The following is a 19,777-nucleotide window of genomic DNA, read 5'->3' on the forward strand; positions in this document are numbered from 1 at the left end:
CGGCAGCACTCCGTATCGGACAGCCCGGCTTGCGCAGACGCGTTGTGCGACCAGATTGTGCGGTGCGGCGTTCCCCGACACCGAACGGCGGCCGCGCGGATGGCGGGGCGGCCGTCACGCGGGCGTTTGAGCCCGGTCGCGCCGATCCTCGGGGCGAATGGGAATAGCCGGTCGCGCATGGGGCGCGTCCGGGGCGAACAGGCAGGGTGCTCGTGATCGAAGGTCTCGTCGCGTTCTCGGTGCGGTATCGGTGGATCGTGATCGCCCTGATGGCGTTCATCACGGTCGCGAGCCTCGGAGTCGCGGCACATCTCTTCCGCATCAACACCGATGTCGAGCGGCTCATCGATCCGAAGGAGCCCTGGCGCCAGGACGAGATCAACTTCGAGAAGGCGTTCCCGCAGCGCGGCAACACCATCGTGGCGGTCATCAACGGCGAGACGCCCGAAGAGACTGAGGAAGCGGCGGCCAATCTGGCCAAGGCGCTGACCGCCCACAAGAACCTGATCGAGACCGTCTACCGGCCCGATGGCGGCCCGTTCTTCGACAAGAACGGCCTGCTGCTGATGCCCCAGGCTCAGCTCGACAAGACGCTGGAGGAGCTGACCCAGCAGCAGGGCCTGCTCGGGCCGCTGGCCGCCGACCCGTCCTTGCGTGGCGTGATGCGGGTGCTCTCGCTCGGCGCGCGCGGCGTGAAGAGTGGCGACGCCAAGCTCGCAGATCTCGACAAGCCCATGGGGCAGATCGACGCCACGCTGCAGAAGGTGCTGGCCGGCAAGCCCGCGCGGATGTCCTGGCAGGAGCTGCTGGCCAACGGCGAGAGCAGCGTCACGGACAAGATGAAGTTCGTGATCATCCAGCCGGTTCTGGACTTCAACGCCCTGGAGCCCGGCTACCAGGCGACCAAGCTGATCCGCAACGTCGCGCAGGATCTCAAGATCGACGCCGAGCACGGCCTGCGCATGCGGCTGACCGGCACGGTCGCGGTGGCGGACGAGGAATTCGCGACCCTCTCCGAGGATGCAGCCCTCAACAACAGCATCATCGTCGGCGCGATCGTGCTGTTCCTGTGGCTGGCGCTGCGCTCCGGCAAGCTCGTCGGCGCGGTCCTGATCACCACCTTCGCGGGCCTCATCGTCACGGCCGCCCTCGGCCTGATCATGGTCAAGGAGCTGAACCCGATCTCGGTGGCCTTCGCGGCCCTGTTCGTCGGGCTCGGCATCGATTTCGGCATCCAGTTTTCCGTGCGCTACCGCGCGGACCGCTACGAGCAGCCGACCCTCCAGAGCGCGATCCGGGCCGCGGCCCGCGGGGTCGGCTGGTCGCTGACGCTGGCGGCCGTCTCATTGGTGGCCGGCTTCTTCGCCTTCCTCCCCACCGCCTTCCGGGGCGTCTCGGAACTGGGCCTGATCGCCGGCGTCGGCATGGTCGTGGCCTACCTGTTCTCCCTGACCCTGCTGCCGGCGCTGATCGCGGTGTTCGAGCCCAAGGGTGAGAAAGCCGCCGTACAGACCGAGTGGCTGGTCGGCGTCGATCCGTGGATCATCCGCCAGCGCAAGCCGATCCTCATCGCGGTCGGTTTGGTGACCCTGGCCGGAGCGCCGCTGCTCTGGCATCTGCCGTTCGATTCCAACCCGATGCATCTGCGCAGCACCAAGACGGAGTCGATCGCCACCTATCTCGACCTGATCAGTAACCCGGAGACCAGCCCCAACCTGATCGACGTGCTGGCCCCCAACGTCGACGCGGTACCGGCCCTGTCGAAGACCCTGGCGGCTTTGCCGGTGACCTCCTCGGTCAACAGCATCGATACCTTCGTGCCACGGGACCAGGACAAGAAGCTCGCGGCGATCGCCGACACGGCCCAGCTCCTCGATCCGGTGCTCAATCCCGGCCGCAAGCCGCCGCCGCCGACCGATGCCGAGAACGTCAAGGCGCTCAAGGATGCGGCCACGGCCCTGAATGGGGTCGCGGGCGACGGCAAGGATGCCGCGGGCGCACAGACCGCCAAGCAGCTTGCGGGCACCCTCGACAAGCTCGCCGGCGGGCCCGTTCAGCTGCGCGAAGCGGCCTCGGTCGCCCTGACCAAGGATCTCGTGCCGCTGCTGCAGCGCCTGCGCGACCTGCTTCACCCGGAGAAGATCACCCTCGACAACCTGCCGCCGCAGCTGAAGGCCGATTGGGTCGCCGCGGATGGGCGCGCCCGCATCGAGGTCCATCCCAAGGGCAATTCGAACGATGACGAGGTGCTGCGTACCTTCTCGGACGAGGTCCTGAAGGTCGCGCCCCACGCCACCGGGGCCCCCGTAGCCACGACGCAATCGACCTATACGATCCTGGGCGCCTTCGTTCAGGCGGCCGTGACCGCCTTCGTGCTGATCTTCGTCATCCTGTCGGTGGCGCTGCGCAAGCCCTGGGACGTGGCCATGACGCTGGGCCCGCTGGTCATCGCGACCTTGTGGACCCTGATGGCGCTGCGCATCATCGGCATGCCGCTGAACTTCGCCAACATCATCGCCCTGCCGCTGATGCTCGCGGTCGGCGTCGCGTTCCACATCTACTACGTGATCGCCTGGCGGGCGGGGGTGACCGACATGCTCGCCTCAAGCCTGACCCGGGCGATCTTCTTCTCGGCTCTCACGACCGGCAGCGCCTTCGGCTCCCTGGTCCTGTCGAGTCACCCGGGCACGGCCAGCATGGGCAAGCTGCTCGCCCTGTCGCTGTTCTTCACGCTGATCGCAGCGTTCTTCGTGGTGCCGGCGACGCTGGGCGAGCCGCCCGCGCAGCCCGACGACGACCGCCCGGAGGGTGAGAAGGCCGCCGGCGCCGCCTTACGGAAGAGCACCGCCACGGCGGATCCGGTGCTGGCCAAGTAGGCCGGCCCGGATCTTTCAGAGAACCTTCTCGAAGAAGTGGTCGGGATAGGGGTCGTCGTTGAAACGATCGATCTCGACCCAGCCTGCCTTGCGATAGAGGGCCAGAGCTTCCGGCAGGGCGCTGTTGGTGTCGAGGCGCAGCAGCGCGATTGACAGGTCGCGGGCGGCGGCCTCGACGGCTGCCATCAGGCGCCGGGCGAGGCCGAAGCCCCGGGCGGCGGGGTCGATCCAGAGTCGCTTCACCTCGGCGACCGGACCACCGCTGCCCTTCAGGCCGACGCACCCCACCGGCAGCCCGTCGGCCATGGCGAGCAGGAACGTGCCGCGCGGCCGGACCATGGCCTCCGCCTCCGGATCGCAGGACAGCGTGACGTCGAACCCGGTCGCCAGCCTGCGCGCCAGTTCGGCATAATACGCTTCCAGGCAGACGCGGGCGGCGCCGCTTCGCGGGTCGGCTTCCGCGATGGCGATCCGGTCGCGACCGAGGGTGAGGGCGACCAGGTCCATCGCACGCAGCAACTCGTCGGCGCGGGGCGCGCGCTCCACAAGCGCCGAAGCGCGCGCATCGGACAGCTCCTCGTAGGCCGAAAACTCTCTTTGTCCCGCCTCCGTCAGGCGCGCGATCCGGCGGCGGGCATCGGCGGGATGCGGCTCGGTGGCGACCAAGCCCTCCTCTTCGAGGCTCCGAAGGAGGCGGCTCATCAGTCCGGAATCGAGGCCGAGATAGGCGCGGATCTCGGCGACGTCGGTGCGCCCGGCGCCGATCGCGTTCACCACGCGGGCCGCCCCGAGGGGCCGGCCGCGTCCGAGGAAGGAACCGTCGAGGGCGCCGACCTCCGCGGTGACGGCGCGGGCGAACCGGCGGAATCGGGCGATCGAGTCGAACATCATAATATCTGACTTTAGTCAGGTATCTGCGGCGGTCAATCGTCGGTGAAGGCGGCACCGGAACCGGGCCGTTCGGTGTCCGAGGCGGCGACCGCACAGGCTATGCCCGATGGTCAGCCTCTTTTCCTTGGATGCGACGCGCTTTAACCTCACACCATGACCACGATCGCGTTGGAGAAGGCGGCACCGGCCTTGGCGGAACTCGCCGCACGCGTCGAAGGCGGTGAGACCATCGTCGTCACCCGGGACGGCAAGCCGGTGCTCGACATGGTGCCGCATCGCCATACCCGCGGGCTCGATCTCGAAGCCGGCGAGGCATTGCTGCGTGCCCGTGGGATCAGTCGTACGCCCGGCTTCATCACCGATGATTTCGACGCGCCCCTGCCTGAAGACTTTCTGATCCAGCCCTATCCGAGTCGTGAGGCTGATCTTCGACAGCCACGTTCTTCTTGCCGTCGCGCTGAAGCGGCTCGACTCGATGAGTCCCACGATCGCGCGCGCGATTGCCCAGCCCGATGTGGATCCGGCCGCCAGCGCCGCGAGCCTCTGGGAGATCGCCATCAAGGCGCGTCTCGGTAAACTCGATCCGGGCATGCCGCTCGGGATGGTGGCAGAGTTCTTCGAGGCTGTCGGGATCCGGATGCTACCGATCACGGCTTCACACGCCGTCGCGGCCGTCGAGCCGATGCCGCCGACGCGTGATCCGTTCGACAGGATGTTACTGGCGCGGTGTCTCGTGGAAGGCCGACGCCTGGTTATGCTGGACCACGCCTTGCGTGATCATCCTCTCGCGGCTCGCTTCGCGGCGAAAACCTCGGACGCTTTTAATCCGAAAAATCCGAAAACCCGCCCCTGAGCGCACCCGACGCGTCGGCGGCCGCCCGGGCGGCCGGAGCGATCAGCGAGTCGCGCTCGTCGGCGTAGAGGTAGCCCGGCGCCTCGCCGGGAAAGCCGCCTTCCGTGGCCGGGTGGGTGTAGAGCTCGGTCAGGCCGTCCGGCAGCTGCGCCAGGAGCGCTGCCACCCGGGGCGGCGTCATCGCGCCGGACCAGGCGAGTCCGAGGGTGCGGTCGGGGATCAGCAGGCCAGCCTGGCGGGCGCGCACGGCGAGCAGGGCCGCCCAGGGGGCGATGTCGAGGGCCGGCCGGGGCCGGGCGCTCGCCTCGGCCCGGCGGAGCAGCTGGCGCGGCTCCCGAGGGACGCGGATCGCCCGCATGCCGTAGCCGCGCCCGATGCGCAGCACCGCGCCGGCGATCAGCGGGTGGACGTGGAAATGCTTGTGGGCATTGACGTGGTCGAGGGGCAGGCCGGTCGCCCGGTAAGCCTCGAACTGCGCCGTGATTTCGGCGGCGAGCTGGTGCCGGGCGGCGGGCTTGCGGGCGAGGTCGAGGCCGACCCGGGCCATGTCGGCGCGCATCAGGCCGGCCGCGTCGGTCAGGTCCGGCAGCTGCGCCGCCGGCAGGGTCGGCCAGGCTTCCACCAGGACGAGGTGGAGGCCGACCCGCAGGGACGGCATCCGCTTCGCCCGGGCCACGGCATCGGCGGCGGCCGGCGCCGAGACCATCAGGCTCGCCGCGGTGAGGATCCCCCCCCGGTGAGCCTGCTCGACGGCCTCGTTGACCTCGAGGCTCAACCCGAAATCATCGGCCGTAACGACAAGACGCTTCACAATGACCTCGTCATGGGTGTCGAGAGGGCAAGCCCTCTCGCGGGTCCAGGGCAGAGCCCTGGAAAAGAGGCGGGGCTCCGCCCCGCACTCCCCGCCGGGGCCGCAGGCCCCGGACCCCTGTTCCTACGCCGCCTTGGCGGTGCCCTGACGCTCCTTGAGGAAGCGGTAGAACTCCACGCCTTCGCGCAGGCGGCGCTTCATCATGTCGGGGGAGCGCACCATCTCGCCGACGATGGAGGCGATCTTCGGGGCGCGGAAGTAGAACTTCTTGTAGAACTCCTCCACCGACGTGAAGATCTCGGTGTGCGACAGGTGTGGGTAGTGCAGCGGCGCGACCTGCACGCCGTTCTCGTCGACCAGCTCGGCGTTCTCGATGTCGAGCCAGCCGTTCTCCACGGCCTGCTTGTACAGGAACGTGCCCGGGTAGGGGGCCGCCAGCGAGACCTGGATCGTGTGCGGGTTGATCCGCTTGGCGAAGGCGATCGTCTCCTGGATCGTCTCCTTGGTCTCGCCCGGCAGGCCGAGGATGAAGGTGCCGTGGATGGCGATGCCGAGCTCGTGGCAATCCTGGGTGAACTTCTCGGCGACCTCGACGCGCATGCCCTTCTTGATGTTGTGCAGGATCGTCTGGTTGCCGGACTCGTAGCCGACGAGCAGCAGGCGCAGGCCGTTCTCCTTGAGCACCTTCAGGGTCTCGCGGGGCACGTTCGCCTTGGCGTTGCACGACCAGGTCACACCGAGCTTGCCGAGCTCGCGGGCGATCTCCTCCGCGCGCGGGAGGTTGTCGGTGAAGGTGTCGTCGTCGAAGAAGAACTCCTTGGTCTGCGGGAACTCCTTCAGGCAGTACTTGATCTCCTCGATCACGTGGGCGACCGAGCGGGTGCGGTAGGTGTGGCCGCCGACCGTCTGGGGCCACAGGCAGAAGGTGCAGCGGCTCTTGCAGCCGCGGCCCGAATAGAACGAGATGTAGGGGTGCTTCAGGTAGCCGATGAAGTACTTCTCCATCTCCAGGTCGCGCTTGTAGACGCTGGTGACGAAGGGCAGCTGGTCCATGTCCGTCATGATCTCGCGGTCCTCGTTGTGGACCACGACGCCGTTCGCATCACGATAGGACAGTCCCTTGATCTGGGACATCGGGACGCCGTCGGCGACTTCCTTGACGGTGAAATCGAACTCGTTGCGCGCGCAGAAATCGACCACCGGGGCCTGGGCCATCGCGCCGGCGGCATCGACCGCCACCTTGGCACCGATCAGGCCGGCGATGAGCTTCGGGTTCGCGGCCTTGAGGGCCTCGATCGTCTTCACGTCGGACTTGAACGACGGCACCGAAGTGTGGAGCACGACGAGGTCGAAGTCGTTGGCCTGAGCCACGATCTCGGGGAGCTTGATGTTGTGCGGCGGGGCATCGATCAGCTTCGAGTTCGGCACCAGGGCGGCCGGCTGAGCCAGCCAGGTCGGGTACCAGAACGACTTGATCTCGCGCTTAGCCTGATAACGGGAGCCGGCGCCGCCGTCGAAACCGTCGAAGGTGGGGGCCTGGAGGAAAAGCGTGCGCATGGGGTTCAAGGCCTCAGGGCGTTGCCGGGGGGAGGGGTGAGGAAGCGGAAGCCGCGTTCAGCGTGTCGGTGCGCCGGCATCGCGGCCGAGGTCTGCATCCGGGATCAAAGTACCGTCCGCAACCACGTGATAATCATGACCTTTCCATGTCACCGCCCCCGACACGAAGGCCCAGGAGAAGTTCAGGAACGAGAGGATGTCGCGGATCGGCAACAGTCCGTAGGGGTGCGGGGCGAGGCCGAAGGCCCGCTCCAGCTGCCGGCACAGGACGATCCGGCCGGCGAGCGCCAGGCCCGCCACCACCAGCGCGCCGGTTCCGGCGCCGGGCAGGAGCGCGCCCACGAGGGCCAGTGGAAAGGCGTGGGTCACGATCGAGCCGGCATAGCCGGCCGGGTCGACGTTGCGGATCGTGCGGTTCCAGCGCAGCTCGTGCCGCCAGAGGCCAGTGAGGTCGGTGTCGACGCTGGTATGGCCGATGGTGAAGCTCGGGATCACGATCCGGCCGCCGAGGCCGCGCAGGGCGGCCCCGATCGCGTAATCGTCGGCGAGGTCGTTGCGGAAGCGGCGGAAGCCACCCACCGCCTCGAGGCTCACCCGGGTGAACGCGATGGTCGAACCGAAGCACGGCTTGGCGAGCCCGAGGCTCAGGCCCATCACCACGTTGGGCAGGAACTGCGCGTCGATCGCCAGAGCCGAGAGCTGGTCGTAGAGGCCGCGGAAGGCCGGGACGCCGTGATACAGGCAGGTGACGCCGGAGACGCCCTCCTGCGACAGCTCGGCCACGAGCCGCTCCACGTAGTCCGGCCGGACCACCATGTCGCTGTCGGCCAGCACGATCACGTCGTGGGCGATCCGCTCGGCCATGTTGATCAGGTTCGAAACCTTGCGGTTCGAGCCGTGCTGGCGTCCGTCGATCACGAGGTCGATGCGGGCGGCCGGGTAGGCCTGCTTCAACCGCTCGACCACAGCGATGGCCGGGTCGGAGGCTTTCTGGACGCCGAACACGACCTGGACCGCGCCGGCATAATCCTGGCGCAGCACGGTCTCGAGATTCTCGTAGAGGTTGGGCTCCAGGCCGCAGAGCGGCTTGAGCACCGTCACCGACGGGCGAGGCGCACCCACGTCCAGCGCTGGCACGGGCCGAGCGGCGAAGCGGCCGGCCAGATAGGCGGCGACCAGCGCATAGAGACAGCCCGCCGCCGCCAGGAGAAGGCAGAGCAGCGAGAGCCACGACAATGCGGTGAGCGCCAGGGCGGTGAGGTCCATCCGGTCGGGTCCGTGCGGTCGTCCGGCCGCCTCAGGCGGCGATCGCCGCGTGCGCGCCGATCGGGGCGGCACGCATAGCGGCTATAGTTACGACGTCGGTAGTCACGGTGTCGGTTTTGCGGCGAGCATGCCGTCGGCCCGCTGGCGCAGGAATTTCACCACCGCGTCGGCACCGCCGGACTTCAGGGGCGCCGACAATGCGTTGCGCTGAGCGGCGATCTCGCTCACGTCGCCGTTGAGCAGTACGTCCTGGATGCGATTGCCGGCGTTGACCACGAAGTCGACCGCGGAATCGTCTCCGTCCGCCGCGGTGACCCGGGTGGGTACCACGCGCTGGCTGCCGCGCTCCTCCACCGTCGGGGTCACCTCGAACTTGCCGCCGGCCGCCCGGGCGAGGCGATTGGCGTAGGTTACGGTGAGGCTGCGCTTGAACGCGTCGGTGACCGCCTCCTGCTGCTCCGGGGTGAAGCTCGACCATTTCGGGCCGACCGCGACGCGGGCCATGGCGGGAAAATCGAAGGCCTTTTCGAGCGCGGGACCTATGGCGGCGACCCGAGCGGGCAGGGGGCTCGGCCCGCCCTTCAGGGCATCGGTGAACGCGGCGTAGAGATCGCGCACGGTCTGCACCGCGGGATCGTCCGCAGCCCAGGCGGAGACTGGAGCGAGGAGGGGGGCGGCCAGCAGGGCGACGGCCGCGAGCCGACGGGTCAGGCGCACTTCTTCAACTCCTCGCCCTCGCCAATCCGCGAACCCATGCGGGGCGGGGCGTAGCTGTAAAACGGGCCGAGCGTCGCCGGCTGCGGGACGAGCTTGGCGGTGCGCCCGGGGGCGACCTCCGGCTCACGATCGGTTTCCGCCGCGGCCTCGACCGCGAGCTTGGCCTCGATCCGGTGCCAGAGCAGCAGACCCGGCACGCCGACGCCGAGATCGGCGAAGCGCTTGACCAGCGACAGGGCCAGGGCCGCCTCCGCAGGAATATTGAACAGGCCGCAGAGCGCGATCAGACCACCCTCCTGGGCCCCAAGGGCCCCCGGCACCGCGAAGGCCGCGCCACGGACCGCCTGAGCGAGGCTCTCGATCACGAGCGCCTGCGCGAAATCCACCGGGTAGCCCATGAAATGCAGGCAGATATAGACTTCGAGGGTGCCGATGACCCAGCCCACGAGGTGGATCGCCAGCGCGGCGACGAAGCGGCCGTGGTTGCCGTACATCCGGCGCAGGCTGTCATAGAGCTGGTCGATCGCCCCGAAGGCGCGCCACTCGCGGCCCGAGGCGAAGCGGCTCATCAGGCCCTGGATGATCCGGTGTCCGGCCCGCCGCTGGATGAGATAGAAGGCGCCCAGCGCCGGCACCGCGACAGCCAGGCCGCCCGCCACCGTCCGGGCGATCGGGCCATCGCCGGCGATCAGCACCAGCAAGCCGAGGCCGATCACCGTGAACAGGAGCTGCGTCAGCGCCTGCGTCATCAGGTCCACGAACATGCTGGCGCCCGCCATCGCACCGGGCACGCCGCGCTTGGACATCAGCCGGGCGCCGACGAAGTCCCCGCCCACCGTCGCCACCGGCAGCAGCGTGTTGATTCCCTCGCGCACGAACCGCAGCGACACGCAGTCGGCGAGCCTGGCCGCGCCAGCCGGGAACACGACGTGCCAGCCGAGCCCCGCCCAGGCGACGGCCGCCAGGCGGGCCACCACCACCAGGGCGGCGCCCCAGCCGGCGCTCATGACGGCGGCCGACACGTCCTCCAAGCCGGAAGACATGAACAGGCCGACGACCGTGCAGAGACCGGCGATCGAGGCCAAGGTCGTCAGGCGCTTCATAATGGTCTTTCAAGCTCGCAAATGGCTTGATGCGGGAAATCGGTCACGGTCGCGGCAGAAATAGGTCCGGGCGACCAAGAACGTTTCTGCCACGTTGCAGCACGGATTACCGGTGTCTATCACCCGTTTGACACACCGGGAGCCAAAGCGGTGGCCGGGCCGAGGAGCCCGCGCAGAAGACCGCGGCACGTCGCAGAAGGGGCACACGTCATGGAGCGCGAATCACCGATCACGGCCGTCGAGGCCGTGAGCGACGACACGCATGCCGGCGGCCTCCGGGGCGGAATGGAGCCCGGCGTGCCGGCGCCTCACTCCCCGGTCATGGCCTGGAACGAGTGGGACCCGCTGGAGGAGGTGATCGTCGGATCCCTCGACGGCGCCACCATCCCGACCCACCACCTGACGGTGATCTTCAACCTGCCGCGGGCGGCCCAGCCGTTCTACCGCTTCGCCAGCGGCTGGAGATACCCGAAGTTCATGAAGAAGCTGGCGCAGCAGGAGCTCGACAACTTCATCAAGATCCTCGCCGGTGAGGGCGTCAAGATCCGCCGCCCCGACGCGGTCGACTTCTCCCGCAAATTCAAGGCGCCGCGCTGGACCTCCCGGGGCTTCTGCGTCGCCTGCCCGCGCGACCCGTATCTCGTCATCGGCGACGAGATCATCGAGAGCCCGATGTGCTGGCGCTCGCGCTACTTCGAGGGCGACGCCTACCGGTCGCTGTTCAAGGAATATTTCCGCGCCGGCGCCCGCTGGACCTCGGCCCCGCGGCCGCAGCTGACGGACGACCTCTACAATTACGATTACCGGGTGCCGAACCTGAAGGCCGGCGAGCCCATGCAGTTCACGGTCAACGAGTTCGAGCCGGTCTTCGACGCCGCCGACTTCGTCCGCTGCGGCCGCGACCTGTTCGTGACCCGCTCGAACGTCACCAACCTGATGGGCATCGAGTGGCTGCGCCGCCACCTGGGCCCGGGCTTCCGCATCCACGAGATCGAAAGCCGCTGCCCGCAGCCGATGCATATCGACTCGTCGTTCATGCCGCTCGCACCCGGCAAGGTGCTGGTGAACCCGGACTATATCGACGTCGAGAAGCTGCCCGCCGTGCTCAAGAAGTGGGACGTGCTGATCGCCCCGCGCCCCGACCCGGTCGAGGGCTTCATGAGCAAGATCTCGATGTGCTCGCCCTGGACCTCGATCAACGTCCTGGCGATCACCGAGAAGAAGATCGTCGTCGACCAGAGCCAGCCGACCCTGATCAAGGCCCTCAAGGATTGGGGCTTCGACCCGATCCCGGCGCCGTTCCTCAGCTACGGCCCCTTCGGCGGCTCGTTCCACTGCGCCACCCTCGACGTCCGCCGCCGCGGCGTGCTGAAGTCGTATTTCTAGGACCTGCTCGCCCATCCCCGTCTCGGGGATGGGCGAGCACGCGGTGGGCCGTTTTTCCAATGACGGCTGCCGAATAGAACACCGTGTCATTCCGGGGCGCCGCAGGCGAGCCCGGAATCCGGAGCCGCCGACGGCGCAAAACTCTGCAGCATCTGAGTTTCTGGATCCCGGGCTCCGCTGCGCGGCCCCGGGATGACAAACCGGTTCCCCCTAGCCCGACGCAGCCTCTTCGTCGGGGAAGAGAAGACCACCGTCAGTGGTGATGACGCCATTCAGGGCGCCGAAATCCCCGCGATCAGCGCCGCATTGAACCCCTCGGGGTCGGACATCTGCGGCGCATGGCCCAGTGCCGGGAACTCCACGAGCTTGGCCCCCGGAATCGCCTTGGCGGCCGCCTTGCCCAGCGCCGGGTAATTCCCGAGCGAAGCCCGCATCTCCGGCGGGGCGAGATCCTTGCCGATCGCCGTGTTGTCCTTCTGGCCGATCATCAGCAGGGTCGGCACCGCGATCTGCGGCAGCCGGTAGACCACCGGCTGGGTCAGGATCATGTCGTAGAGGAGCGCCGAGTCCCAGGCGACCGCCTCCTTGCCCGGGCCGGCGTTGAGCCCCGCCAGCATCGTCACCCAGGGCTCGTAGCGCGGCTCCCACTGGCCGGCATAGTAGGTCGCGGTCTCGTAGGCGCGGATCGATTCCGCGGAGACCTTCAGCTCGCGCTGGTACCATTGCTCCACAGAGGTCGGCGGCACGCCCTTGGCGCTCCAATCCTCCAGCCCGATCGGGTTCACCAGCACCAGCTGCGCCACGTCCTTCGGGTAGAGCAGGGCGTAATGTGCGGCCAGCATGCCGCCGGTCGAATGGCCGACCAGGATCGGCTGCGCGATCCCGAGCGTGTCGAGCAGGGCGTGGGTGTTCTCGGCGAGCTGCCGGAAGGTGAACTGGTAGGCGGCCGGCTTGCTCGACTTGCAGAACCCGATCTGGTCCGGGGCGATCACCCGATAGCCGGCCCCGGTCAGCGCCCGGATCTGGCTCTCCCAGGTCGCCGCGCAGAAATTCTTGCCGTGGAGCAGCACGGCGGTGCGGCCGTTCGGCCTCTCGGGCCGGACGTCGAGATAGGCCATCTGCACGGGCTGGCGCTGGGACGTGAAGGCGAAGCGCTCGACCGGGAAGGGATATGCGAACCCTTCGAGTTCCGGGCCGTAGGTCGGCTCGGCCAAAGCGGCACCGGGGAGCATCAAGGCCAAGAGGGCGGATGCGAGGACGGATCGGAGCATGGGCTGCCTTGGGCGCCTGATCGGGGGCGGCGGGACGCGCCGCGCCGCCCGCTCAGATCGGGCATCGGGGCCGTCCTGTCCAATCGATGAGCGCGTGCATCTTCGCGGCTGCGCCGACCCGCGCTATCTCCGGGACGTCCCGCCCGGTCCCCGCCGCGGTGCGCAGGAGTCCACCGCGATGCGCCTTCCCACCCTGGCCGTCCTCATCGGCGCCCTGGTCCTCGCCGCGGTGCCGGCCCGGGCCGCGGATGCCTGCGATGCGCTCGCCGCCAAGGTCATCCGGATCACGGGCGCCTCGCTCGCCGGGCGGGAGGGGCCCTACGCGGTGTTCCGGGCCCAGGATGCCGAGCGGATGAGCCTCGATTGCCGGGCACCGGCCCGGATCACGATCGCCTCCCGCGACCGGGAGCCCGCAATCGCCTACTTCGTCCTGGTCGGGCTAGCCGCCCGGGCGCTCACCGGCGCGGAGCCGCAAGCGGCCGAGGTGCTGGCGCTCAACCTGCATCAGGACAGCCTGCTGGCCGACGCGCCGCGGCGCGGCGGTACCGGCAGGACCCTGATGCTGTGCGAGACCGGCCCCCGGACGGATGGGCTCCGGGACGACCTCACGGTCTGCCGGGTCGCGCCTCGGCCCGGGGTTTCCCGAATCCGCCGCGCGGGTTAGAGCGCAGCCCATGTCGACACTCGAAACACCCGGCCCCGTCGTCCAGGTCGGCGAAGCGCGCTTCGCCAACCACCTGCCGCTGACCCTGATCGCCGGCCCGTGCCAGCTCGAGGGGCGCAATCACGCCCTGGAGATCGCCGCCGCGCTCAAGGAGATGGCGGCGGGCCTCGGGATCGGCCTGGTATTCAAGACCTCGTTCGACAAGGCCAACCGGACCTCCGGCAGCGCGGCAAGGGGCATCGGCCTCGAGGGGGCCCTGCCGGTCTTCGCCGAGATCCGGGAATCCTTGAGCCTGCCGGTGCTGACCGACGTGCACGCCGCCGAGCACTGCGCACCCGCCGCCGAGGCGGTGGACGTGCTGCAGATCCCGGCCTTCCTGTGCCGCCAGACCGACCTCCTCCTGGCCGCCGCCGCCACCGGCCGCGCGGTCAACATCAAGAAGGGCCAATTCCTGGCGCCCTGGGACATGAAGCATGTCGCCGCCAAGGTGACGGAGGCCGGCAACCCGAACGTGATCGTCACCGAGCGCGGCGCCTCCTTCGGCTACAACACCCTGGTCTCGGACATGCGCAGCCTGCCGATCATGGCGCAGGTGACCCACGGCGCGCCGGTGGTGTTCGACGCCACCCATTCGGTGCAGCAGCCGGGCGGGCAGGGCGCCAGCTCCGGCGGCCAGCGGGAATTCGTCGCCGTGCTGGCCCGGGCCGCCGTGGCGGTGGGCGTGGCCGGGGTGTTCATCGAGACCCACCCCGATCCGGACCATGCGCCCTCGGACGGCCCCAACATGGTGGCCCTGCGGGACATGCCGGCGCTGCTCGAAGAGCTGATCGCCTTCGACCGCCTGGCCAAGCGCCGCTACGCCTGATCCCGGTCAGGCCGGCCGGAGCACATGGATGCGCAGGGGCTGGACCAGGGCGTAGCGCCCGTCGGCCTCGCGCTCGACCGCGCTCAGGAATGCCGCCTCCACGATCGGCCGCCGGGCCCGGATCGTCGCCTCGCGGGCGGGATCGACCGCGCTGACCCGCGCCAGGAAGGCGTCGAGCGTGGCGAATGCCTCGCGCCGCGCCACCGTCACGTCCTGACGGCACAGGAAGGCGCCGCCCGACAGGGCCGCCGCGATGGCATCCTGCGCGGCGGCCCGAACCGCCGTCTCGTCCTCGATCGGCCGTAGGGCGTCGAAGAAGCTGCCCTCCGCCAGGGGCTCCACCACCACCAGGGTCCCGCCCGGCGCCAGGATCCGGGCCGCCTCGCGAAGGGCGGCGGCCGGATCGGGCACGTGATGCAGGGCGTTGAGCATCACAGCGCCGTCGAAGCTCGCCTCGGGAAACGGCAGGGCCTCGGCTGAAGCCGCCTCGAACCGCGCGTCGGGCACGGCGTCCCGGGCCCTCGCCAGAGCGGCCACGCCCGGATCGACACCGGTGACGGCCGCGCCGTCCTCGACGAGGCGTTTCGCCAGGGTCCCGGGTCCACAACCGATGTCGAGAATGCGCTTGCCCGGAAGCGGCGCGAAGGTCTCGCGGATCAGCGTCAGGGCATCCATCGCGGGGCTCTCCGGTACGGCGCCATCGGGGGCGCTTTCGCACATAAGCAGTTTCCGTTGGGAACGGGATGCCCGCATCAGCGTCATCCCGGCTGATACCGTCCCAGGGCGCCGCAGCCTCGCGCGCCCCCCGGTGCCCCCGGAAGAGCTTCCGCGCTGACGGGCGCGTAGCGGAAAATATTCGCAAGACGAATGACGGGCGGGGGCGACCGCCGAAGCAGCAGAGACCGCCTCCACCGGCACCGTCTGAGATGAACCGCTGTTCAGCCGGACCTAGCCTTCAGAAACAGCCAGCGAAAACTTGGAACCCTTCGGCCGACAGCCACGTTGAGGGGCATGTTCGATCGAGGATCGAGAAGGAACATTATGCGCAAGATTGGTATCATCGCCACCGCCGCCGCTCTGGCTCTCGGCAGCGTCGCTGCCACGACCGGCGCTGAGGCCCGTCCGTACGGCTTCCACGGCGGATACGGCCATGGCTATGGTCACGGCTACGGCTATCGCGGTGGGCGTCGCGGCATCGGCACCGGTGCGGCCATCGGCCTCGGCATTGCCGGTCTCGCGGCTGGTGCAATCGCCGCCGGCGCTGCCAACAATTACTACAATGGCGGCGGCTACGGTGGCGGTTACGGCTACGCCCCGGCTTACGGTGCTCCGGCTTACGGCTACGGCGCCCCGGCCTATGGTTACTACGGCGCGCCTTACTAAGGGCGGCAATCCTAACAGATGAGAGGGCGACCGGCGCGAGCCGGTCGCCTTTTTCGTATGGGCGTCAGCGCCCGCGATAGGGAGCGACCCCGGTCTCCGGCAGCCAGATCGTCTTGGGCGGCTCGCCGGTCTGCCAGAACACGTCGATTGGGATACCGCCCCGCGGGTACCAGTAACCGCCGATGCGCAGGTAGCGCGGCTCCAGCAGGTCGCGCAGCCGCTTGCCGATCGCCACCGTGCAATCCTCGTGGAACGCCCCGTGATTGCGGAATGCGCCGAGGTAGAGCTTCAGCGACTTCGACTCCACGAGCCAGTCGCCCGGCACGTAGTCGATCACCAGGATCGCGAAATCCGGCTGGCCGGTGACCGGGCAGATCGAGGTGAACTCGGGCGCGGTGAAGCGCGCCACGTAGTCGGTATCGGCATGCGGGTTCGGCACCCGGTCGAGGCGGGCGTCGGCCGGCGAGGTGGGCAGCGGCGTAGCTTGGCCGAGTTGGAGCGTCTCAGGTGTTGTCATAGGGCTTCTATAATGCCGCACGCGGTGCAGCGCACCCATCCGCGCCGCGACCAAATTTTTACTCTTCTCAGCTAAGCTTTCGGCGATCGTCGGCGTGGTCCGATGCAGACCCCGGCACCATGCGTCTCACCGTCCTCGGGTTGATTGGAATGATCACGGTCGCGGCCCTGCCGGTCCAGGCGAGCGGGGAACTCGCGACCCAGCGCATGCTCGACGCCATGACCCGCCACGACCTCTGTGCCCGCAACGATGGACAGTTGCGCAAATTGAACCGGTCCCTGGCCACGACCCCCATCGGCCACCCTTCTACCCGGACGCTAACACGGTAGGGTTGACGCGCCGTCTGTCACAACACGTGCACAGGCAGCGCCTACGCCGGTGCTTGCCGCCGAACGCGGCTTGACGGATAAGCCGCCGCGATGCGCGACGCCCCGGGCTCGGGGCTGCCGCCGCCGACCCGCGGCCCCGCGAGAGGACCTTCCATGACCGCGATCACCAATATCAGCGCCCGCGAGATCCTCGACAGCCGCGGCAACCCCACGGTCGAGGTCGATGTCCTGCTGGAGGACGGCTCCTTCGGACGCGCCGCGGTTCCCTCGGGCGCCTCCACGGGCGCCCACGAGGCGGTCGAGCTGCGCGACGGCGACCAGAGCCGCTTCCTCGGCAAGGGCGTGCTAAAGGCGGTCGAAGCCGCCCAGACCGAGATCCTGGATGCGATCGGCGGCATGGAGGCCGAGGAGCAGGTCGCCGTCGACGAGGCGATGATCGAGCTCGACGGCACCCCCAACAAGGCGCGCCTCGGGGCGAACGCGATCCTGGGCGTGTCGCTGGCAGTCGCCAAGGCGGCGGCCGAGGCCTCCGGCCTGCCGCTCTACCGCTATGTCGGCGGCGTGCAGGGCCGGGTCCTGCCGGTGCCGATGATGAACATCATCAACGGCGGGGCGCATGCCGACAACCCGATCGATTTCCAGGAATTCATGATCATGCCGGTGGGGGCGGAGTCGCTCGCCGACGCCGTGCGCATGGGCTCCGAGGTGTTCCACACCCTCAAGGGCAAGCTGAAGAAGGCCGGCCACAACACCAATGTCGGCGACGAGGGCGGCTTCGCCCCGAACCTGCCATCCGCCGAGGCTGCCCTCGACTTCGTGATGGACGCGATCAGCGCCGCCGGCTTCAAGCCGGGCACCGACATCGCGCTCGCCCTCGACTGCGCCGCCACCGAATTCTTCAAGGACGGCGCCTACGCCTACGAGGGCGAAGGTACGACCCGGTCCATCGAGGCCCAGGTCGATTACCTCGCCCAGCTGGTGGCCAACTACCCGATCCTGTCGATCGAGGACGGCATGTCCGAGGACGACTGGGCCGGCTGGAAGCTCCTGACCGACAAGATCGGCGATCGCTGCCAGCTCGTGGGCGACGACCTGTTCGTCACCAATGTCGAGCGCCTGTCCCGGGGCATCGCGGAGCGCACCGCCAACTCGATCCTGATCAAGGTCAACCAGATCGGCTCGCTCACCGAGACCCTCGCGGCGGTCGATATGGCTCAGCGCGCCGGCTACACCGCGGTGATGTCCCACCGCTCCGGCGAGACCGAGGACTCGACCATCGCGGATCTCGCGGTCGCCACGAATTGCGGGCAGATCAAGACCGGCTCGCTCGCCCGCTCCGACAGACTGGCCAAGTACAACCAGCTGATCCGCATCGAGGAGGGCCTCGGCCCGCAGGCGCTCTACGCCGGCGCCTCGGCGATCAAGCATCTGGCGCGCGGCTGAGCGCGCCCGCGTCGTCTCTCGCCACCGCGCGGTGAGGGACGACATAAGCGGCTCGTTTTTCGGGCCCGGACGATCCCGAAAGCGACGGGTGAACGATCTCCCTCAAGATCGCTCGCCCGGACCGTCATTGCGCCGGCAGCGTCCAGACCTTCTGCGGTCGTGCCAGGCCCCGCAGCTCGATGATGCCCACGGCGTTGAGCGCCCGGCCGCACCTTTCCGCGAACGAGTCCGAGATCAGCAGCGTGTGGCCCAGCGCCTCGCACTGGCTCTCGATCCGGCTGGCCTCGTTCACCGCGCGCCCGATCACCGTGAAGTCGAGGCGCCGTTCCGTCCCGACATTCCCGTAGACCACCGTGCCGAAATGCACGACGCAATCGGCCGTCAGCTCCGGTAACCCCGCTTCGCCGCGCCGCCGATTGAGGGCGGCGTTGGCCGCGAGCCCATCCGCGGCCGCGTCGAGGGCGCTGCTGCAGACAGGGCAGGGAAGGATGCCGGCATCGGGAACCGGGAAGATCGCCAGGAAGCCGTCGCCCAGGAATTTCAGGATCTCGCCGCCGTGCCGCGACACCGGATCGCCCAGCGCGTCGAAATGCTCGTTGAGCCAGGTCACCATGTCGTAGGGATCGGCCCGGTCGGACAGGGCCGTGAAGCCGCGCAGGTCCGTCATCAGGATCGCGGCCGGCACAGCCCGTCCCTGGCCGCGCTGGATCTGGCCGTCGAGGACGCGTTCCGCAGTCGAGCGCCCGAGATAGGTGGCCGTGACCTCGCGCAGGGTGTGCCCCAGGCCGAGCTTGGCGACCGCCAGGGCGAGCACGGGCAGGACTTCGGCCACCGCCGTCAGGTGGGCCGGGGCGAAGCCCGAGCGCGCCCGGGTACAGAACGAGATCGCGACGCCGCGTAGCGCCGTACCCGGCGCGAAGCCGACGATGTGGACCGCGTATTCGGTGCAGCCCTCGGCGCGGAGATCGTGCAGGACAGGATAGTCGGTTTCCGGGCCGGGGCTGTCGAGGCGCCAGCGCCCGAAAACCTCCTCGCGCTCGAGCATCGCGAAGATCGGGCTGCGCAGCCAATCCGCCTCCTGCTCGGCGCCGTGGGGATTAGGCACGAAGCTCAGGCCCTGGCCGAGATGCCAGTTCAAGCTGACGCCGCGGACCATCGGGTCGATGGCGGGCGTCATGACGCTGACCCGCCAGAGCGGGACGCCAGATCCGCACAGGCCCTCGCAGACCCGGGCGAGCATCGTGTCGTAGTCATCGGTCGCGGTGGCGTGCTCGGCGATCCAGCGCGTCAGCTCGGTCATGTCCATCTGCGCGCATTCACTCCCTGATCCGGCCCAGCAAGATCATACGCCGCGGGCGCGATCCGGCAGCCTCGAAAAGCTCCGTTAACCTTTCCGCGCGAGGCTCCCGCCATGGTCGTCCGCCGCCGCGTCAGAATGGTCCTCTTGCCCCTGGGTCTCTGGACCCTGTCGGCGCTCGTGGTCGGCTTCTTCGTGTGGCAGGCCGAGAGCGGCAATCGCGGCCTCGAAGCCAAGAAGGTGCTCAAGATCCGCGCCTACGGCCTCACCCAGGAACTCGCCGCCGTGCGGGCGGAGCGCGCCACCTGGGAGCACCGGGTCGCGCTGCTGAAGAGCGACCAGATCGACCGCGACCTCCTCGAGGAGCGGGCGCGGATCGTGCTGGGCCGGGTCCACGCCAACGACGTGGTCATCATCACGCCGTGACCCCGCGCCCGACCTGTCCGCCGCGACTTTAGATCCCCTCTGACAAGAGGGGCGACCTGTCAGAGCGTCCGCCCTCGCTTTCCAAACGGTGCTGTCCTACACCCCGTTCCAGTCGCGTGGAA

General features: G+C 68.9%; 19 protein-coding genes and 1 pseudogene. 10 read left to right on the top strand and 10 right to left on the bottom strand.

What is annotated here, in order from left to right; all coding sequences use genetic code 11:
* Positions 1–212: 212 nt before the first annotated feature.
* On the top strand, positions 213–2,876 hold the full coding sequence (locus MKK65_RS10230) for an MMPL family transporter (RefSeq protein ID WP_058192037.1): 2,664 nt from the start codon (positions 213–215) through the stop codon (positions 2,874–2,876).
* A 15-nt stretch (positions 2,877–2,891) separates the two neighbouring features.
* Here the strand turns inward: MKK65_RS10230 and MKK65_RS10235 are convergent, their stop codons facing one another.
* Complete coding sequence (locus tag MKK65_RS10235) at positions 2,892–3,767, bottom strand: helix-turn-helix domain-containing GNAT family N-acetyltransferase (RefSeq protein ID WP_243957483.1); 876 nt, start codon at positions 3,765–3,767, stop codon at positions 2,892–2,894.
* A 153-nt stretch (positions 3,768–3,920) separates the two neighbouring features.
* Here MKK65_RS10235 and MKK65_RS10240 point away from each other — a divergent pair.
* Positions 3,921–4,178, top strand: a pseudogene (locus MKK65_RS10240) (type II toxin-antitoxin system Phd/YefM family antitoxin); the annotation flags it as partial.
* A gap of 4 nt (positions 4,179–4,182) precedes the next feature.
* A complete protein-coding gene (locus tag MKK65_RS10245; protein ID WP_243957485.1) occupies positions 4,183–4,620 on the top strand; it encodes a type II toxin-antitoxin system VapC family toxin in 438 nt (145 codons plus the stop codon).
* Here MKK65_RS10245 and hpnK read toward each other — a convergent pair.
* The 5 genes from hpnK to MKK65_RS10270 form a co-directional block, all read right to left on the bottom strand.
* Positions 4,589–5,431, bottom strand: coding sequence for a hopanoid biosynthesis-associated protein HpnK (gene hpnK, locus MKK65_RS10250; protein WP_243957487.1), 843 nt, complete (start codon positions 5,429–5,431; stop codon positions 4,589–4,591). The genes MKK65_RS10245 and hpnK overlap by 32 nt on opposite strands.
* Positions 5,432–5,554: 123 nt before the next feature.
* On the bottom strand, positions 5,555–6,988 hold the full coding sequence (gene hpnJ / locus MKK65_RS10255; RefSeq protein ID WP_058192006.1) for a hopanoid biosynthesis associated radical SAM protein HpnJ: 1,434 nt from the start codon (positions 6,986–6,988) through the stop codon (positions 5,555–5,557).
* Between the two features lie 57 nt (positions 6,989–7,045).
* Complete coding sequence (hpnI, locus tag MKK65_RS10260; protein ID WP_243957488.1) at positions 7,046–8,254, bottom strand: bacteriohopanetetrol glucosamine biosynthesis glycosyltransferase HpnI; 1,209 nt, start codon at positions 8,252–8,254, stop codon at positions 7,046–7,048.
* Positions 8,255–8,356: 102 nt separating this feature from the next.
* Complete coding sequence (locus MKK65_RS10265) at positions 8,357–8,971, bottom strand: phospholipid-binding protein MlaC (protein WP_243957489.1); 615 nt, start codon at positions 8,969–8,971, stop codon at positions 8,357–8,359.
* Positions 8,962–10,074, bottom strand: a complete 1,113-nt coding sequence (locus MKK65_RS10270) for a flippase-like domain-containing protein (protein ID WP_243957490.1) — start codon at positions 10,072–10,074, stop codon at positions 8,962–8,964. Before MKK65_RS10270 ends, MKK65_RS10265 begins: the two co-directional genes overlap by 10 nt.
* Before the next feature lie 210 nt (positions 10,075–10,284).
* On the opposite strand from MKK65_RS10270, the gene MKK65_RS10275 reads away from it, so the two are divergent.
* Positions 10,285–11,460 (top strand): hypothetical protein, encoded by a 1,176-nt coding sequence (locus MKK65_RS10275; protein ID WP_058192002.1) that lies wholly within the window; start codon positions 10,285–10,287, stop codon positions 11,458–11,460.
* 272 nt (positions 11,461–11,732) lie between these two features.
* Here the strand turns inward: MKK65_RS10275 and MKK65_RS10280 are convergent, their stop codons facing one another.
* Positions 11,733–12,731 carry an alpha/beta fold hydrolase gene (locus MKK65_RS10280; protein ID WP_243957491.1) on the bottom strand — a complete coding sequence of 333 codons (999 nt, stop codon included), beginning with the start codon at positions 12,729–12,731 and terminating at the stop codon, positions 11,733–11,735.
* Between the two features lie 178 nt (positions 12,732–12,909).
* On the opposite strand from MKK65_RS10280, the gene MKK65_RS10285 reads away from it, so the two are divergent.
* Together MKK65_RS10285 and kdsA are read left to right on the top strand one after the other, a co-directional pair.
* Positions 12,910–13,395 carry a hypothetical protein gene (locus tag MKK65_RS10285; protein ID WP_058192036.1) on the top strand — a complete coding sequence of 162 codons (486 nt, stop codon included), beginning with the start codon at positions 12,910–12,912 and terminating at the stop codon, positions 13,393–13,395.
* Positions 13,396–13,405: 10 nt separating this feature from the next.
* A complete protein-coding gene (gene kdsA, locus MKK65_RS10290) occupies positions 13,406–14,260 on the top strand; it encodes a 3-deoxy-8-phosphooctulonate synthase (RefSeq protein WP_243957492.1) in 855 nt (284 codons plus the stop codon).
* Positions 14,261–14,266: 6 nt separating this feature from the next.
* Here kdsA and MKK65_RS10295 read toward each other — a convergent pair whose 3' ends face one another.
* Positions 14,267–14,935: a class I SAM-dependent methyltransferase gene (locus MKK65_RS10295; RefSeq protein ID WP_243957494.1), complete on the bottom strand. Its 669-nt coding sequence runs from the start codon at positions 14,933–14,935 to the stop codon at positions 14,267–14,269.
* 366 nt (positions 14,936–15,301) lie between these two features.
* Here MKK65_RS10295 and MKK65_RS10300 point away from each other — a divergent pair, with 366 nt between their 5' ends.
* Positions 15,302–15,643 carry a hypothetical protein gene (locus tag MKK65_RS10300; RefSeq protein WP_058191999.1) on the top strand — a complete coding sequence of 114 codons (342 nt, stop codon included), beginning with the start codon at positions 15,302–15,304 and terminating at the stop codon, positions 15,641–15,643.
* 64 nt (positions 15,644–15,707) lie between these two features.
* Here the strand turns inward: MKK65_RS10300 and queF are convergent, their stop codons facing one another.
* Positions 15,708–16,160 (bottom strand): preQ(1) synthase, encoded by a 453-nt coding sequence (gene queF, locus MKK65_RS10305; protein ID WP_243957496.1) that lies wholly within the window; start codon positions 16,158–16,160, stop codon positions 15,708–15,710.
* Between the two features lie 119 nt (positions 16,161–16,279).
* Here queF and MKK65_RS10310 point away from each other — a divergent pair, with 119 nt between their 5' ends.
* Together MKK65_RS10310 and eno are read left to right on the top strand one after the other, a co-directional pair.
* The gene (locus tag MKK65_RS10310; RefSeq protein ID WP_243957498.1) at positions 16,280–16,489 is read left to right on the top strand and encodes a hypothetical protein; all 210 of its coding nucleotides are present in this window, start codon (positions 16,280–16,282) and stop codon (positions 16,487–16,489) included.
* 153 nt (positions 16,490–16,642) lie between these two features.
* A complete protein-coding gene (eno, locus tag MKK65_RS10315) occupies positions 16,643–17,932 on the top strand; it encodes a phosphopyruvate hydratase (protein ID WP_058191996.1) in 1,290 nt (429 codons plus the stop codon).
* A 124-nt stretch (positions 17,933–18,056) separates the two neighbouring features.
* Here eno and MKK65_RS10320 read toward each other — a convergent pair whose 3' ends face one another.
* On the bottom strand, positions 18,057–19,238 hold the full coding sequence (locus MKK65_RS10320) for an adenylate/guanylate cyclase domain-containing protein (RefSeq protein ID WP_409565397.1): 1,182 nt from the start codon (positions 19,236–19,238) through the stop codon (positions 18,057–18,059).
* Positions 19,239–19,343: 105 nt separating this feature from the next.
* Between MKK65_RS10320 and MKK65_RS10325 the strand changes: the two genes are divergently transcribed.
* Complete coding sequence (locus MKK65_RS10325) at positions 19,344–19,655, top strand: FtsB family cell division protein (protein ID WP_007566199.1); 312 nt, start codon at positions 19,344–19,346, stop codon at positions 19,653–19,655.
* The last annotated feature ends 122 nt before the right edge of the window (positions 19,656–19,777 follow it).

This window comes from Methylobacterium sp. J-001 (assembly GCF_022829565.1).
GTDB lineage: Bacteria > Pseudomonadota > Alphaproteobacteria > Rhizobiales > Beijerinckiaceae > Methylobacterium.

Excerpts from the sequence above, each read along its gene's own strand:
- MKK65_RS10235 (WP_243957483.1), bottom strand. The coding sequence starts at position 3,767 with ATGATGTTCGACTCGATCGCCCGATTCCGCCGGTTCGCCCGCGCCGTC.
- hpnJ (WP_058192006.1), bottom strand. The coding sequence starts at position 6,988 with ATGCGCACGCTTTTCCTCCAGGCCCCCACCTTCGACGGTTTCGACGGC.
- hpnI (WP_243957488.1), bottom strand. The coding sequence starts at position 8,254 with ATGGACCTCACCGCCCTGGCGCTCACCGCATTGTCGTGGCTCTCGCTG.
- MKK65_RS10270 (WP_243957490.1), bottom strand. The coding sequence starts at position 10,074 with ATGAAGCGCCTGACGACCTTGGCCTCGATCGCCGGTCTCTGCACGGTC.
- MKK65_RS10275 (WP_058192002.1), top strand. The coding sequence starts at position 10,285 with ATGGAGCGCGAATCACCGATCACGGCCGTCGAGGCCGTGAGCGACGAC.
- MKK65_RS10280 (WP_243957491.1), bottom strand. The coding sequence starts at position 12,731 with ATGCTCCGATCCGTCCTCGCATCCGCCCTCTTGGCCTTGATGCTCCCC.
- MKK65_RS10285 (WP_058192036.1), top strand. The coding sequence starts at position 12,910 with ATGCGCCTTCCCACCCTGGCCGTCCTCATCGGCGCCCTGGTCCTCGCC.
- kdsA (WP_243957492.1), top strand. The coding sequence starts at position 13,406 with ATGTCGACACTCGAAACACCCGGCCCCGTCGTCCAGGTCGGCGAAGCG.
- MKK65_RS10295 (WP_243957494.1), bottom strand. The coding sequence starts at position 14,935 with ATGGATGCCCTGACGCTGATCCGCGAGACCTTCGCGCCGCTTCCGGGC.
- MKK65_RS10300 (WP_058191999.1), top strand. The coding sequence starts at position 15,302 with ATGCGCAAGATTGGTATCATCGCCACCGCCGCCGCTCTGGCTCTCGGC.
- queF (WP_243957496.1), bottom strand. The coding sequence starts at position 16,160 with ATGACAACACCTGAGACGCTCCAACTCGGCCAAGCTACGCCGCTGCCC.
- MKK65_RS10310 (WP_243957498.1), top strand. The coding sequence starts at position 16,280 with ATGCGTCTCACCGTCCTCGGGTTGATTGGAATGATCACGGTCGCGGCC.
- eno (WP_058191996.1), top strand. The coding sequence starts at position 16,643 with ATGACCGCGATCACCAATATCAGCGCCCGCGAGATCCTCGACAGCCGC.
- MKK65_RS10320 (WP_409565397.1), bottom strand. The coding sequence starts at position 19,238 with ATGGACATGACCGAGCTGACGCGCTGGATCGCCGAGCACGCCACCGCG.
- MKK65_RS10325 (WP_007566199.1), top strand. The coding sequence starts at position 19,344 with ATGGTCGTCCGCCGCCGCGTCAGAATGGTCCTCTTGCCCCTGGGTCTC.